Annotated in this window: 17 protein-coding genes; 16 read left to right on the plus strand and 1 reads right to left on the minus strand. The window is 72.4% G+C overall.

The window, feature by feature from the left end; genetic code table 11:
• Positions 1-72: 72 nt before the first annotated feature.
• From dop to prcA, 5 genes are all read left to right on the plus strand, one after another.
• Positions 73-1,584: a depupylase/deamidase Dop gene (gene dop, locus AB0E83_RS06160; protein WP_362106627.1), complete on the plus strand. Its 1,512-nt coding sequence runs from the start codon at positions 73-75 to the stop codon at positions 1,582-1,584.
• A 166-nt stretch (positions 1,585-1,750) separates the two neighbouring features.
• The gene (locus AB0E83_RS06165) at positions 1,751-1,963 is read left to right on the plus strand and encodes a ubiquitin-like protein Pup (RefSeq protein WP_030494396.1); all 213 of its coding nucleotides are present in this window, start codon (positions 1,751-1,753) and stop codon (positions 1,961-1,963) included.
• A 195-nt stretch (positions 1,964-2,158) separates the two neighbouring features.
• Positions 2,159-2,590: an endonuclease VII domain-containing protein gene (locus AB0E83_RS06170; RefSeq protein ID WP_362106630.1), complete on the plus strand. Its 432-nt coding sequence runs from the start codon at positions 2,159-2,161 to the stop codon at positions 2,588-2,590.
• Positions 2,542-3,381 carry a proteasome subunit beta gene (prcB, locus tag AB0E83_RS06175; protein WP_362106633.1) on the plus strand — a complete coding sequence of 280 codons (840 nt, stop codon included), beginning with the start codon at positions 2,542-2,544 and terminating at the stop codon, positions 3,379-3,381. The genes AB0E83_RS06170 and prcB overlap by 49 nt, the downstream gene beginning before the upstream one ends.
• A gap of 46 nt (positions 3,382-3,427) precedes the next feature.
• On the plus strand, positions 3,428-4,183 hold the full coding sequence (gene prcA / locus AB0E83_RS06180) for a proteasome subunit alpha (RefSeq protein ID WP_362106636.1): 756 nt from the start codon (positions 3,428-3,430) through the stop codon (positions 4,181-4,183).
• 88 nt (positions 4,184-4,271) lie between these two features.
• On the opposite strand, the gene AB0E83_RS06185 is transcribed toward prcA, so the two are convergent.
• The gene (locus AB0E83_RS06185; RefSeq protein WP_362106639.1) at positions 4,272-5,291 is read right to left on the minus strand and encodes a LacI family DNA-binding transcriptional regulator; all 1,020 of its coding nucleotides are present in this window, start codon (positions 5,289-5,291) and stop codon (positions 4,272-4,274) included.
• Positions 5,292-5,423: 132 nt separating this feature from the next.
• On the opposite strand from AB0E83_RS06185, the gene AB0E83_RS06190 reads away from it, so the two are divergent.
• From AB0E83_RS06190 to AB0E83_RS06240, 11 genes are all read left to right on the plus strand, one after another.
• Positions 5,424-6,695 carry an MFS transporter gene (locus tag AB0E83_RS06190; RefSeq protein WP_362106642.1) on the plus strand — a complete coding sequence of 424 codons (1,272 nt, stop codon included), beginning with the start codon at positions 5,424-5,426 and terminating at the stop codon, positions 6,693-6,695.
• Positions 6,696-6,764: 69 nt separating this feature from the next.
• A complete protein-coding gene (pafA, locus tag AB0E83_RS06195) occupies positions 6,765-8,126 on the plus strand; it encodes a Pup--protein ligase (protein ID WP_362106645.1) in 1,362 nt (453 codons plus the stop codon).
• 118 nt (positions 8,127-8,244) lie between these two features.
• Positions 8,245-9,183, plus strand: coding sequence for an FKBP-type peptidyl-prolyl cis-trans isomerase (locus AB0E83_RS06200; RefSeq protein WP_362106648.1), 939 nt, complete (start codon positions 8,245-8,247; stop codon positions 9,181-9,183).
• A 95-nt stretch (positions 9,184-9,278) separates the two neighbouring features.
• On the plus strand, positions 9,279-9,659 hold the full coding sequence (locus AB0E83_RS06205; RefSeq protein ID WP_362106651.1) for an FKBP-type peptidyl-prolyl cis-trans isomerase: 381 nt from the start codon (positions 9,279-9,281) through the stop codon (positions 9,657-9,659).
• Positions 9,660-9,788: 129 nt separating this feature from the next.
• Positions 9,789-10,745: a WYL domain-containing protein gene (locus tag AB0E83_RS06210; protein ID WP_362106654.1), complete on the plus strand. Its 957-nt coding sequence runs from the start codon at positions 9,789-9,791 to the stop codon at positions 10,743-10,745.
• Between the two features lie 16 nt (positions 10,746-10,761).
• Positions 10,762-11,715 (plus strand): WYL domain-containing protein, encoded by a 954-nt coding sequence (locus AB0E83_RS06215; RefSeq protein ID WP_362106657.1) that lies wholly within the window; start codon positions 10,762-10,764, stop codon positions 11,713-11,715.
• Positions 11,716-11,796: 81 nt separating this feature from the next.
• The gene (locus tag AB0E83_RS06220; RefSeq protein ID WP_362106660.1) at positions 11,797-12,051 is read left to right on the plus strand and encodes a hypothetical protein; all 255 of its coding nucleotides are present in this window, start codon (positions 11,797-11,799) and stop codon (positions 12,049-12,051) included.
• Positions 12,052-12,086: 35 nt separating this feature from the next.
• Positions 12,087-12,284 (plus strand): hypothetical protein, encoded by a 198-nt coding sequence (locus AB0E83_RS06225; protein ID WP_362106663.1) that lies wholly within the window; start codon positions 12,087-12,089, stop codon positions 12,282-12,284.
• A gap of 187 nt (positions 12,285-12,471) precedes the next feature.
• Positions 12,472-12,753: a Sec-independent protein translocase subunit TatA gene (tatA, locus tag AB0E83_RS06230; RefSeq protein WP_362106666.1), complete on the plus strand. Its 282-nt coding sequence runs from the start codon at positions 12,472-12,474 to the stop codon at positions 12,751-12,753.
• Between the two features lie 125 nt (positions 12,754-12,878).
• Entirely contained in the window at positions 12,879-13,790 is a 912-nt protein-coding gene (gene tatC, locus AB0E83_RS06235) for a twin-arginine translocase subunit TatC (protein WP_362106874.1), read from the plus strand.
• Positions 13,791-13,873: 83 nt separating this feature from the next.
• Entirely contained in the window at positions 13,874-14,797 is a 924-nt protein-coding gene (locus AB0E83_RS06240; protein WP_362106669.1) for a diacylglycerol kinase, read from the plus strand.
• Positions 14,798-14,820: the final 23 nt, after the last annotated feature.

Consider the following 14,820-nt stretch of genomic DNA (forward strand, 5'->3'; position numbering starts at 1 on the left):
AGCGCGGAGCCGCTCTAGGCTCTTCGGTACCGCCGAGTCGCGCACTGAGCGCCGCCGGGCAAGGAGGGCCGCATGACCGTACGGCGAGTGATGGGCATCGAGACGGAGTACGGGATCTCCGTTCCCGGACACCCGAACGCCAATGCCATGCTCACCTCGTCCCAGATCGTCAACGCCTACGCGGCGGCGATGCACCGGGCGCGCCGCGCCCGCTGGGACTTCGAGGAGGAGAACCCGCTGCGGGACGCCCGCGGCTTCGACCTCGCCCGCGAGGCCGCCGACTCCAGCCAGCTCACCGACGAGGACATCGGCCTGGCCAACGTGATCCTCACCAACGGCGCCCGGCTCTACGTGGACCACGCCCACCCCGAGTACAGCGCCCCCGAGGTCACCAACCCGCGCGACGCCGTCCTCTGGGACAAGGCCGGCGAGCGGATCATGGCCGAGGCCGCCGAGCGCGCCGCCCAGCTCCCCGGCGCCCAGCCCATCCACCTCTACAAGAACAACACCGACAACAAGGGCGCCTCCTACGGCACGCACGAGAACTACCTGATGAAGCGGGAGACCCCCTTCTCGGACATCGTGCGCCACCTCACGCCCTTCTTCGTCTCCCGCCAGGTCGTCACCGGCGCCGGCCGGGTCGGCATCGGCCAGGACGGCCGGGAGAACGGCTTCCAGATCAGCCAGCGCGCCGACTACTTCGAGGTCGAGGTCGGCCTGGAGACCACGCTCAAGCGGCCCATCATCAACACCCGCGACGAGCCCCACGCCGACGCCGAGAAGTACCGCCGGCTGCACGTGATCATCGGGGACGCCAACCTCTCCGAGATCTCCACCTACCTCAAGCTGGGCACCACCGCCCTCGTCCTCTCCATGATCGAGGACGGCTTCATCACCGTCGACCTCGCCGTCGACCAGCCCGTCCGCACCCTCCACCACGTCTCGCACGACCCCTCGCTCCAGTACCTCGTCACGCTGCGCAGCGGCCGGACGCTCACCGCGGTGCAGCTCCAGATGGAGTACTTCGAGCTGGCCAGGAAGTACGTGGACGAGCGGTACGGGACGGACGCCGACGAGCAGACCAAGGACGTCCTGGCCCGCTGGGAGGACACCCTGGGCCGGCTGGAGAACGACCCGATGAGCCTCGCCGGCGAGCTGGACTGGGTCGCCAAGCGGGAGCTCATGGAGGGCTACCGGCGCCGCGACGCCCTGGACTGGGACGCGGCCCGGCTGCACCTGGTCGACCTCCAGTACGCGGACGTACGGCCCGACAAGGGCCTGTACAACCGCCTGGTGGCCCGCGGCCGGATGAAGCGGCTGCTGGACGAGTCCGAGGTGGAGCGGGCCGAGACGGCGCCCCCGGAGGACACCAGGGCCTATTTCCGGGGCCGCTGCCTGGAGCAGTACGCCGACGACGTGGCCGCCGCCTCCTGGGACTCGGTGATCTTCGACCTGCCGGGCCGCGACTCGCTCCAGCGCGTCCCGACCCTGGAGCCGCTGCGCGGCACCAAGGCCCACGTGGCGGCCCTCCTGGACCGCTGCCGCACGGCGGAGGAACTCGTCAGGGTCCTCTCCGGCAACTGATTCGAGACCTGAACAGGGGCTGAAACGACCGGCCCCTGGGAATCATGAAAGCAGTGCCCGGACGTTGGGAAACGCGGGGGCCGATGTCGGCCCCGGCTTGTAAGGTCTGATCTTGAGGGACCACGCAGCACCAGTCCGAGCGATCCGATTCGAGCGGGGTGAGGAAATGGCGACCAAGGACACCGGCGGCGGACAGCAGAAGGCGACGCGTTCCACGGAGGAGGTCGAGGAGACCACCACGGAGGCGAGCTCCGACCTCAAGGAACGCCAGGAGAAGCTGAGCGACGACGTGGACTCCGTCCTGGACGAGATCGACGACGTGCTCGAGGAGAACGCCGAGGACTTCGTCAGGTCATTCGTTCAGAAGGGTGGCCAGTAAGGTCATTCGACCTTCGGATCGAAGGTGGGGGGCGATTCGGTGCCGCACGGCGTGAAGCGGTGCTCGCGGTGCCGGCGAGTCCGATCGTGCGAGGCGTTCGCTCGTGACCGTGCGAGGCGGGACGGGCTCCAGGCGTACTGCCGAGAGTGCCGGGCCGCCCCCTGCAAAGCGCGTCAGGAGGCGGCGGGGCGGACGGTGCGGGTCAAGGTGCCCGTGCCGTCCGGCCGCAAGCGAGGCCCCCAGTGCGAAGAGGTCGAACCCCGCTCCGACCGGGGACCGGACAAGACCAGCTCGGACGGCTGGTCCAGCTACTGCCGGGAGTGCCGCGCGCAGCGCGATCGGGCCAGCTGCTTCAAGCGCGAGCACGGCACCACCGAGGTCGAGCGCGACCGGATGATCGCCGCCCAGGGCGGTGTCCGCGTGATCTGCCAGAAGGGTCCGGCGGAGCATGTGGACCACGATCATCGGAGGGGTAAGGTCCGAGGCGTGCTGTGCTTCAGTGGCAACGCGGCGCTGGGGCAGTTCAAGGATCGGCCGGACGTCATCAGGCGCGCGGCCGCTTACGTGGAAGGAAACCTGTGGAACCCAACACTCGTGGCACAGGGCGTCTGCCGGCCGCCTTCCTGACGCCGGGGTCTTCGTCCTTCATCGACTTCCTCGCCGACCACTCGCCGGAGCTGCTCCCGGGGAACCGGAAGCTGCCGGAGGGGATCGTCGAGGCTCCGCACGGCACCACCATCGTGGCCGCGACGTTCCCGGGGGGCGTCGTGCTCGCGGGTGACCGGCGGGCCACCATGGGCAACATGATCGCGCAGCGGGACATCGAGAAGGTGTTCCCGGCGGACGAGTACTCCGCCGTCGGCATCGCCGGCACCGCCGGCCTCGCCGTCGAGATGGTCAAGCTCTTCCAGCTGGAGCTGGAGCACTTCGAGAAGGTCGAGGGCGCCACCCTCTCCCTGGAGGGCAAGGCGAACCGTCTCTCCACCATGATCCGCAGCAACCTCGGCATGGCCATGCAGGGCCTCGCCGTGGTGCCGCTCTTCGCCGGCTGGGACGAGGGCCGGGAGAAGGGCCGGATCTTCTCGTACGACGTGACCGGCGGCCGCTCCGAGGAGCACGGGTACGCCGCCACCGGCTCGGGCTCGATCTTCGCCCGCGGCTCCATGAAGAAGCTGTACCGCGAGGACCTCACCGAGCAGCAGGCGACCACGCTGGTCGTGCAGGCGCTGTACGACGCGGCGGACGACGACTCGGCGACCGGCGGTCCGGACCTGGCCCGCCGGATCTTCCCGATCGTCACCGTCATCACCGACGAGGGCTTCCGCAGGCTCTCCGAGGCGGAATCCTCCGAGCTGGCCCGTTCGGTCACCGAGCGGCGTCTGGAGCAGCCGGACGGACCGCGCGCCGCCCTGCTCTGACCCGTACGTCGCCCCCTCCCAGCCCAGAAGAAAGGGACGAGCGCCGGTGTCGACACCGTTCTACGTCTCACCCCAGCAGGCCATGGCCGACCGCGCGGAGTACGCCCGCAAGGGCATCGCGCGCGGCCGCAGCCTCGTGGTCCTCCAGTACGCCGACGGCATCGTCTTCGTCGGCGAGAACCCGTCCCGTGCCCTGCACAAGTTCAGCGAGATCTACGACCGGATCGGCTTCGCCGCCGCCGGCAAGTACAACGAGTACGAGAACCTGCGCATCGGCGGCGTCCGCTACGCCGACCTGCGCGGCTACACCTACGACCGGGACGACGTCACCGCGCGCGGCCTGGCGAACGTCTACGCGCAGACGCTGGGCACCATCTTCTCCAGCGCCGGCGAGAAGCCGTACGAGGTGGAGCTGGTGGTCGCCGAGGTCGGCACCGAGCCGGCCGGCGACCAGATCTACCGGCTGCCGCACGACGGCTCCATCGTGGACGAGCACGGCTCGGTCGCGGTCGGCGGCAACGCGGAGCAGATCAGCTCCTTCCTGGACCAGCGGCACCGGGACGGGATGTCCCTCGCCGAGGCGCTGAAGCTGGCCGTGCAGGCGCTCTCCCGGGACACCAACGGCACCGAGCGGGAGATCCCCGCGGAGCGCCTGGAGGTGGCGGTCCTGGACCGGACGCGTCCGCAGCAGCGGAAGTTCAAGCGGATCGTCGGGCGCCAGCTCTCCCGGCTCCTGGAGGCGGACAACGCCGCCGCCGCGAAGACGGACGACCCCTCGGACGAGGTGGCCGAGGAGGAGTAGCGCGGGCATCGCCCGGAGGGGCCCGGTCCTGGTGGACCGGGCCCCTCCGGCGTGTCGGTCGGGGGCCGCCCGGCGCGGGGGCGGGGGCTCAGACGGCCGGTGCCGGGCCCGTGGAGCCGCGGACGACCAGCTCGACGGGCAGGACGTCCGAGCGGGCCCGTTCGCCCGCGAGGACGGCGAGGAGGGCCTCCATGCCGCGGCGGCCGAACCGCTCGGCGGGCAGCCGGACCGTGGTGAGCTCCGGTTCGACCGCCGTGGCCAGGGCCAGGTCGTCGAAACCGGTGACCGACAGGTCCTCCGGGACCCGCAGCCCCAGCCGCCGCGCGGCCTTGCAGACGCCGGCGGCGAGGAGGTCGTCGTCGCAGAGCACGGCCGTGGGCCGGGGTCCGGGCGCGGCGAGCGCCGTCCCGGCGGTCTCCCGGGCGGCCGCCACGGCGAGCGGTGAGTGGACGGTGCGCACCTCCGCGCCCCGCAGGGCGTGGGCGAGGGCGGCGGCCCGGACGTCGAAGGTCCAGGAGGGCTCCGCCGAGGCCAGGTGCAGGAAGCGGCGGTGGCCGAGGGCCAGCAGGTGGGCGGTGACCAGCCGCATGCCCTCGGCGACGTCGAGGTTGACGTGGGCGGCCGCGCCGGGGCCCGCCGGATCGCTGTCGAGCATGACGAGGGGCAGGTCCCCGCCGCGGAAGGCCTCCAGGGCGTCGGTGGCCATCGAGGAGGCCAGCACGCCGTCCAGGGCCGCCTGGGCCGAGGCGAAGGGGTCGCGGGCGGGGCCGACACCGCCGGGGGAGGGGTAGAGCACGACGCCGAAGCCGTGGTCGGCGGCGACCGCCGCCGCGCCGGTGTACACGTGGGCGAAGAACTCGTTGGTGAGGGCGGGGACGACGAGCAGGGCCGTGCGGGTGCGGCCGAGGCGCAGGTTGCGGGCGGCGAGGTTGGGCCGGTAGCCGAGCTCGCGGGCGGCGGTCCGGACGGCGCCGGCGGTGCGCTCCGAGACCCGGCCCCGCCACTTGTCGCCCAGGACCAGGGAGACGGTGGCCTGCGACACCCCGGCCGCGCGGGCCACGTCCCGGCTGGTGGGGCGGCCGGCGGGGGTGGGCTCGGGGGTGTGCACGGGGCCTCCGCGTCGGGCGCGCTCGGTTCGGTTCCGGGGCGCGGGGTGGACCCGCGTCCCGGCGCCATGGTACGTATGAACGCGGAAGTTATACGTAAAACCTCGGCGTGAGCCGACGGAGGGGAGACCCGCATGGCCACCGAGGCCACGGCAGACGGCGGCTACCGCGACATCCTGCGGGCGCCGCACGCGCTCCGCCTGCTCACCGGCACCCTGGTCGGCCGGCTGCCCAACGGCACCGGCCCCGTGGCCATGACGCTCTTCGTCCGCGACCAGGGCGGCGGTTACGCGCTCGCGGGCGGCCTCGTCGCCGCGTACGGCCTCGCCAACGCCGTCGGGCAGCCGCTCCTCGGCCGGGCCGTCGACCTCAAGGGCCAGCCCCGCGTCCAGCTCCCCGCCGCCGTCCTCTCCGCCCTCGGCATGGCCCTCTTCGCCCTCGTCGGCCTCGGGAACCTCCCCCTCGCCTACGCGGCCGTCGTGCTCGCCGGGTTCTTCACCCCGCCCCTGGAGGGCGGCCTGCGCGCCCTGTGGCCGAGCGTCCTGGGCCGTGAGGACCGGGTCCACCGCGCGTACGCCCTCGACGCGGTCGCCCAGGAGGTCATGTTCACCGTCGGCCCGCTCCTGGTGACCCTCCTCGTCGCCCTGTGGTCGCCCGCCGCCGCCCTCCTCGTCATCAACCTCCTCGGTGTGCTCGGCGCCCTCTCCGTCGTCCTCTCCGAGCCCTCCCGGGCCTGGCGCTCCGCGCCCCGCGAGGCCCACTGGCTCGGCGCGCTGCGCTCGCCCGGCCTGCTCGCCCTGCTCGGCTCGTTCTTCTTCGTCGGCCTCGCCCTCGGCTCCATCACGGTGGCCGCCGTCGCCTACGCCGACGACCGCGGCACCCCGTCCGTCTACGGCTGGCTGATGGCCGCCCTCGGCCTCGGCGCCCTCCTCGGCGGCGTCCTCTACGGCGCCCGGCGGTGGGCGGGCGCGCCCGAGCGCCGGCTGCGGGTCCTGGTGGCCCTGCTCGCGCTCTGCTACCTGCCCCTGACGCTCACGCCGGGGCCGGTCGCCATGAGCGGCCTCGCGGCCCTCTCGGGCTTCTTCCTCGCCCCGGTCCTGGCCTGCGCCTTCATCGTGGTGGACCGGCACGCCCCGGCCGGCACGGTCACCGAGGCCTTCTCCTGGCTGGTCACCACCTTCGGCGTCGGCGCCGCCCTGGGCTCGGCCGCCGCCGGCCCCGCCGTCGAACTCGCCGGGACCGTGGCCGGATTCGCCGTGGCCGGCGGGGGCGGCCTCGTCGCCCTGCTGGTGCTGCTCGCCACCGGCCGGGTCCTGGACGACCCCGACGCGCCCGGCCGCCGGACGCGACACGCCGTGAGCGGGGGCGCCGCGGACCCCGTGCACACCGAAAAGAACGCCCTCTGACCGGAAAACGATCGCAACGGGAACGTCCAACCCGGTTTCAGCACAGGCCGTCAGGCGTAATGTTCAGACATGGACCGCCGCATTTTCGGGCTGGAGAACGAGTACGGCGTCACGTGCACGTTCAGGGGACAGCGCCGACTGTCTCCTGACGAAGTGGCGCGGTACCTCTTCCGCCGAGTCGTGTCATGGGGCCGCAGCAGCAATGTCTTCCTGCGGAACGGTGCCCGTCTGTACCTCGACGTGGGTTCGCATCCGGAATACGCCACACCGGAATGCGACGACGTGATCGAACTCGTCACCCACGACAAGGCCGGCGAGCGCATTCTCGAAGGTCTTCTCGTGGACGCCGAACGCCGCCTGCACGAGGAGGGAATCGCGGGCGACGTCTATCTCTTCAAGAACAACACCGACTCCGCCGGAAACTCCTACGGCTGTCACGAGAACTATCTCGTCGCCCGCCACGGCGAGTTCTCCCGGCTCGCGGACATCCTCATCCCGTTCCTGGTCACCCGTCAGCTGATCTGCGGGGCGGGCAAGGTCCTCCAGACCCCGCGCGGGGCCGTCTACTGCGTCTCCCAGCGCGCCGAGCACATCTGGGAGGGCGTCAGCTCCGCCACCACCCGCTCCCGGCCCATCATCAACACCCGGGACGAGCCGCACGCCGACGCCGAGCGCTACCGCAGGCTCCACGTCATCGTCGGCGACTCCAACATGTCGGAGACGACCATGCTGCTCAAGGTCGGCGCCACCGACCTCGTGCTGCGCATGATCGAGGCCGGCACGGTGATGCGCGACCTGACCCTGGAGAACCCGATCCGGGCCATCCGCGAGGTCAGCCACGACATCACCGGCCAGCGCAAGGTCCGGCTGGCCAGCGGCCGCGAGGCGTCCGCGCTGGAGGTGCAGCGCGAGTACTTCGAGAAGGCGTCCGACTTCGTCGACCGGCGCGGCATCCGCTCCGGCACCGTCGCCCAGGTGCTCGAACTGTGGGGCCGCACGCTCGACGCGATCGAGCAGGAGGAGCTGGACCGCATCCAGACCGAGATCGACTGGGTGATGAAGTACAAGCTCATCGAGCGGTACCGCGCCAAGCACAACATGACCATGTCGAACCCGCGGGTCGCCCAGATAGACCTCGCGTACCACGACATCCACCGCCGCCGCGGGCTGTACTACCTGCTCCAGAAGAACGGGCAGGCGGCGCGGGTCTGCAACGACGTGAAGATCTTCGAGGGCAAGTCCGTGCCCCCGCAGACCACCCGGGCCCGGCTCCGCGGCGACTTCATCCGCCGCGCCCAGGAGCAGCGCCGGGACTTCACCGTCGACTGGGTCCACCTCAAGCTCAACGACCAGGCGCAGCGGACGGTCCTGTGCAAGGACCCGTTCCGTTCGGTCGACGACCGGGTGGAGAAGCTGATCGCCGGTATGTAGGACGATCGGAAGAGCGGATCGGGGCCCCGCGCGTGCGACGCGCGGGGCCCTGGACGTCACGGGCGGGTCCCCTAGAGTGTCGGGACAACTACCGTGCCGTCTGAGATCTGAGGAACACGTGCGCCGACTTGCCGGCCTTCTCGTCGTCCCGCTGCTGCTGCTCACCACAGCGGCCTGCGGCAGCGACACCAAGGGCTCCGATAACGCCTCGATGACCAACGGGCTCCCCGCCATCACCGCCGGCGAGAAGTTCGGCGAGAAACCGACCCTCTCGAAGGGCGAGGGCGACCCGCCGAAGGAGCTCAAGGTCAACGTCGTCAGCGAGGGCGACGGCCCGGTGACCAAGGACGGCGACGCCCTCCAGGTCAACTACCTCGGCCAGACCTGGGACTCGACGACCCCCTTCGACAACAGCTTCGACCGCGGCGAGCCCTTCACCCTCACCCTCGGCGCCGGCCAGGTCATCAAGGGCTGGGACCAGGGCCTGAAGGGCCAGAAGGTCGGCAGCCGCGTCGAGATCGGCATCCCGCCGGAGCTCGGCTACGGCGACAAGGGCTCGCCGCCGAGCATCAAGGGGGGCGCCACCCTGGTCTTCGTCGTCGACATCCTGAAGGCGACCACCGTCCCGAAGTCCGCCACGGGCACCGTCGTCGCCCAGGAGAACAAGGACCTGCCCAAGGTCGGCACCAACACCGACGGCAAGGCCCCCTCGCTGACCGTGCCGAAGGCCGACGCCCCGACGAAGCTCGTCTCGAACTACGTCATCGAGGGCAAGGGCGAGGCCGTCAAGAGCACCGACACCCTGACCGTCCAGTACCAGGGCGTGCTCTGGAAGGACGGCAAGAAGTTCGACAGCTCCTACGACCGCGGCGCCCCGGCCACCTTCCAGCTCGCCGGCGTCATCCCGGGCTGGAGCAAGGGCCTGGAGGGCAAGAAGGTCGGCAGCCGCGTGCTGCTCGTCGTCCCGCCGGCCGACGGCTACGGCGACCAGGCCCAGGGCCCGATCCCGGCGAAGTCGACCCTCGTCTTCACCGTGGACATCCTGGCCAAGCAGTAGGCGTCCGCCGCGCGTCCCGGACCGCCCCGAGGTAGGTTGTCCGGGTCGCGCGGGCCATCGTCCGCGTGGTTTCACCGTATGAGGAGCACACTGCAGTGAGCATCGAGAAGCCCGAGGTCGACTTCCCGGGCGGCGAGCCGCCGGCCGACCTGGAGATCAAGGACATCTGGGAGGGCGACGGCGAGACCGCCGCCGCCCGCGACCACGTCCAGGTCCACTACGTCGGTGTCTCCTTCAGCACCGGCGAGGAGTTCGACGCCTCCTGGAACCGCGGCGCCCCGCTGCCCTTCCAGCTCGGTGTCGGCCAGGTCATCCCGGGCTGGGACCAGGGCGTCCAGGGCATGAAGGTCGGCGGCCGCCGCCAGCTGATCATCCCCGCCCACCTCGCCTACGGCGACCGCGGCGCCGGCGACAAGATCGCCCCCGGCGAGACGCTGATCTTCGTCTGCGACCTGGTGGCCGTGAAGAAGGGCTGATCCGCCCCGCACGCCCCGTACCGAGGGCCCCCGCCTCCGCGGCGGGGGCCCTCGGCTTTTGTCCGGACACCCCGGGGCGGTACGGTCGGACGTCCGAGAACGGAACCGGGAAGAGGGTGCAGGGCGTCCATGGCGATTGCCAAGGCCGAGCGGCTCATGAATCTCGCGCTGTGCCTGCTCGGGACGCGCCGCGCGCTCAGCAAGCGCGAGCTGCGCGGTTCCATCGAGGCGTACATGGAGGCCAGCGGAGACGAAGCCTTCAACCGCATGTTCGAGCGGGACAAGGACGACCTCCGCGAGCTCGGCCTCGTCATCGAGACCGTCGAGAACCTCGACGGCGAGACCGGCTACCTCGCCCGCCGCGACTCCAACCGCCTCCCGCCCATCACCCTGGACGCCGAGGAGGCCGCCGCGCTCGGCCTCGCCGCCAAGGTCTGGCAGCAGGCCCGCCTCGCCGGCGCCGCCAGCGGCGCCCTCCAGAAGCTGCGCGCGGCCGGCATGCCCGAGGCCGAGGAGGCGTACGACCTCCACTCCAGCGCCCTGGAACCCCGCATCCCGGTCCACGAGGCCGCCTTCGAGCCGCTGATGCTGGCCTGCCGCGACCGGCGCCCCGTCGCCTTCGACTACCGCAAGGCCAACGCCGCCCGCCCCGAGCCCCGCCAGGTCGAGCCCTGGACGCTGGAGTGCTGGCGCGGCCACTGGTACCTGGCCGGCTGGGACCGCGACCGCGGCGCCGAGCGCGTCTTCCGCCTCTCCCGCATCACCGGCAGGGTCCGCTCCCGGGCCGGCGCCTTCACCGCGCCCGTGCCGGACGTGGTCACCGTCCGCGAGACCGTGGAGAGCTGGGCGGGGGAGACCGCCACCCGCTCCGCCCGCATCCGGCTGCGGGCCGGCTGCGGCTACCCGCTGCGGGCCCGCGCCACCGAGACCCGCGAGGGCGCCGACGGCTGGGACGAGCTGGAGATCCCGTACGGGCACGGCCTCGACGCCTGGCTCGTCGAGTTCGGCCCCGACGTCGTCGTACTGGAACCGGCCGACCTGCGGGCCGACGTGGTGGAGCGGCTGCGCGCCGTCGCCAAGGGCTGAGGGGAAGACGTACCGCATGGCTGCCAACGCGATCGACCAGACGAGGCGGATGCTCTCCCTCGTCACCTACCTCCGCGAGCGCCCCGGCGCCCACGTCGCCGACGTGGCCCGCGCCTTCGGCATCACCGAGGACGAGCTGATCTCCGACCTCGACGTGCTGCCGATGTGCGGCACCAGCTTCCGGGGCGGCGACCTCCTCGACATCGACACCGACGGCGACCGGATCTGGTGGCACAATCCGGACGATGTCGCCGAGCCGCTGAGGCTCGCCGCCGACGAGGCCACCGCGCTGCTCGTCGCCGCCCGCGCCGTCGCCACCCTGCCCGGGCTGCGCGAGGGCGACCGGGACGCGCTGGTCCGCGCCACCGCCAAGCTGGAGGCCGCGGCCGGCGAGGCCGCCGGCGCCAGCTCCCGCCTCTCGGTCACCTTCGAGTCCGAGGGCGGCGTCTTCGCCGAGGTCGACCGGGCCATCTCCGAGCGCAGGCGGCTCTGGCTGCGCTACTACTCGCCGGCCCGCGACGAGCTCACCGAGCGCGAGGTCGACCCCATCCGCCTGTTCGCCGTCGGCCACACCTACATGGAGGCGTGGTGCCGGCTCTCCGAGGCGCGCCGCACCTTCCGGCTCGACCGGGTCGCCGAGGTCCGGATCCTGGAGGAGGCCGCCGCGCCGCCGGAGCTGGAGCTGCGGGACCTGTCCGAGGGACTGGTCCAGCCCTCGGCCGACGACCCGGAGGTGGTGGTCGAGGTCGGCCCCGGCGGCCGCTGGGTCGCCGAGTACTACCCGCACGACCGGGCCGACGAGCTGCCGGACGGCGGGCTGCGGATCACCCTGCGCACCCCCGACCCGGCCTCGCTGAAGCGGCTCGCGCTGCGGCTCGGCAGCGACGGGCGGATCGTCTCGCCGGCCGGCCTCGCGGACAGCGCGCGGGAGGCGGCGGCCGCGGCGCTCGCCGCGTACCAGGACGCGTGAGCCGGCCCCGTCCCGCCCCCGGCCGGGGGCGGCGGGTTCCATGAAGGTCCAGGGAGTTCGAGGCAGAGAGAGTTGAGGGAAATGTCCGTGATGCCCGGTCTGTCGGCATCGGTGGCCCCGGTCCTCTTCAAGGCCGCCTGCCCCGACTGCCGCTGCCGCTTCGAACTCGCCGCCGGCGCCCTGCGCCTGGCCATCGGGGCCAGCCGCCGCACCACCTTCTACTCCTTCACCTGCCCCGAGTGCGGCAGCGCCGTCCGCAAACCCGCCGGCGAACGCATCGTCGAACTCCTCACCGGCGGCGGCGTCCGCACCCTCCGCCTGCACACCACCGCCTGACCGGGCCCCCACCCCCCAAGGGCTAGGCTCGGCACATGTTCTGGCCCATGCTCGCGATCGCCCTCGGCTTCCTCGGCCTCGCCGTCCTCGGCGTCCTCGCCGTCAAGGTCTTCCTGGAGGTCCGGCGCCTCGGCCGCCAAGTGGCCGTCACCACACAGCGGATCCAGCGCGCCGCCGAGGAGCTGGAGACCGCCGCCGGCGGACTGGCCCGAACCGGCCGCTCCCTCCCCTGAGTCGGGGGCCGTACGGACCGTCGAGGTGGCCTGATCAGGCCCCCTCGGACGCAATCGCGAGTACGCACGGGCATTGCCCGACGTTTACTCCTGCGGGTTACGATCGCAGGCAGCGCGGTGGCCGGACGCATGTCCGACCGGCCGGGCACGCACTCATGCCGCCTCGGTGAGAAGAGAGACCACAGCCATGTTCCGTCAGATCGGTCCCCTTGAGATCAGCCTCATCCTGCTGGTCGTCGTGCTCCTCTTCGGCGCCAAGAAGCTCCCGGAGATGGCGCGCTCCCTGGGCAAGTCGGCCCGCATCCTGAAGAGCGAGGCGAAGGCCATGAAGGCGGAGGGCCAGGAGTCCGCCCCCGCCGAGGCCCCGGCCGAGCAGGCCGCCCCCGCCCCGCGCACCATCAAGGCCGCCCCCGGCGACGTCACCGGCGCCCGCCCCGTGACCGAGGCGTCGGACTCCACCCAGCGCTGACCCGTACCCCAGCGCTGATCCGTTCGCCCCGCACGTACGCCGCACAGCGGCCTGCCCGCACGAGATGAGGACGTGGGTTGCCCAAGTCTGCCCGCATGAAGAAGGAGAAGGATCCCGAGGGGCGGATGCCACTCGCCGATCATCTCCGTGAGCTGCGCAACCGTGTCGCGAAGGCGATGCTCGCGATCGTCGCCGCCTCCGTGGTGGCCGCGTTCTTCAGCCAGCAGCTGATGGACCTTCTGGCCTCCCCCGTACCGAAGTGCCCCCCGGACAGCCCCCTCTCCGACAACACGGGTGGACGCTGCGTCGTCCTCGCCTACCAGACCATGCTCTCCCCGTTCACCTCCACGGTGAAGGTGATCATGCTGGCCGGCCTCATCGCCGCCACCCCGGTCTGGCTCTACCAGCTCTGGGCCTTCGTCGCACCCGGCCTGCACAAGAGCGAGAAGAAGTACACGTACTGGTTCGCCGCCATCGCCGTCCCTCTCTTCGCGGCCGGCGCCTACACCGCGTTCCTCATCATGCCGGTCAGCGTGCGGGTGCTCATCAGCATCACGCCCGAGGTCGCGTCGAACTTCCTCTCCCTCGACGACCTCCTGGACTTCACCACCAGGATGGTCCTCGTCTTCGGCCTCGCCTTCGAGCTGCCGCTGCTGCTGATCATGCTCAACCTCACCGGCGTGGTCACCGGCAAGCGGATGGCCGGCTGGTGGCGCGCCATGGTCATGGGCACCTTCGTCTTCGGTGCCGTCGCCACGCCGTCCACCGACCCGGTCGGCATGATCGCCCTCTCCGGACCGATCATCGTCCTGTACTTCCTCGCGGTCGGCTTCTCGCTCCTCAACGACCGGCGACGGGCCCGCCGCGACCCCGACGCCCAGCTCTCCGACGACGAGGCCTCGGTGCTCGACCTCACCCCCGAGCCCGTCGGCGCCCTGGACGCCGTCCCCGCCGCCCGCGCCCTGCCCGAGCAGGCGGCGGGAGAGTCCGACGGCGCCCGCGCCCACCGCGCGGGCGGCTACGACGACATCACCTGAGCCCGCCGGCCGCCGCACCGGCGGCCACGGCGGCGGGCCGGTCTTGTAGGGTCCCCCCAGACTCCGTCCGGGGGGACCCCGCCATGTCCAGCGACATCACGCTCTTCGTCAATCCCACCGCGGGCCGCGGCCGCGGCGCCCACGCGGTCCGGCCCGCCGCCGACGCCCTCCGCGCCGCCGGCCACGCGGTCCGCACCGTCCTCGGGCTCGACGCCGCCGACGCCCTGCGCCGCGCCCGCGAGGCCGTCGCCGGCGGCACCGGCGCCCTCGTCGCCGTCGGCGGCGACGGCATGGTCGCCCTCGCCCTCCAGGCCGTCGCCGGCACCGGCACCCCGCTCGGCGTGATCGCCGTCGGCACCGGCAACGACTTCGCCCGCTCCCTCGGCCTCCCCGTCCGCGCCCCCGCCGACGCCGCCCGCCTCGTCTCCGGACTCCTCCGCGACGGCGCGGCCCGCACCGTCGACCTCGGCCGGATCACGACCCCGGCCGGACCCCGCTGGTACGGCACCGTCCTCGCGTCCGGCTTCGACTCGCGGGTCAACGACCGGGGCAACCGGATGCGGCTCCCCGCCGGCCGCTTCAAGTACGACCTCGCGATCCTCGCCGAACTCGCCGCCTTCCGCGCCGTCCCCTTCCGACTCGTCCTCGACGGCGACCGCACCGTCGAGACCGACGCCACCCTCGTCGCCGTCGGCAACGGCACCTCCTACGGCGGCGGCATGCGGATCTGCGCCGGCGCGCGGCTCGACGACGGCCTCCTCGACGTCACCGTCGTCGGCGACGTCGGCCGCACCACCCTCCTCAGGGTCTTCCCCCGGGTCTACCGGGGCACCCACCTCGGCCACCCCGCCGTCACCACGCACCGCGTCCGCTCGGTCACCGTGGACGCCCCCGCCACCACCGGCTACGCCGACGGCGAGCCGCTCGGCCCGCTGCCGCTGACCGCCGAGTGCGTCCCCAGGGCCCTCACGGTCCTGGCACCGCCCGCCGGGGAAGCCCTCCGGTGAAGGCCGCGGGATCCCCTCGATAA

It is taken from the genome of Streptomyces sp. NPDC035033, from assembly GCF_040636735.1.
GTDB lineage: Bacteria > Actinomycetota > Actinomycetes > Streptomycetales > Streptomycetaceae > Streptomyces.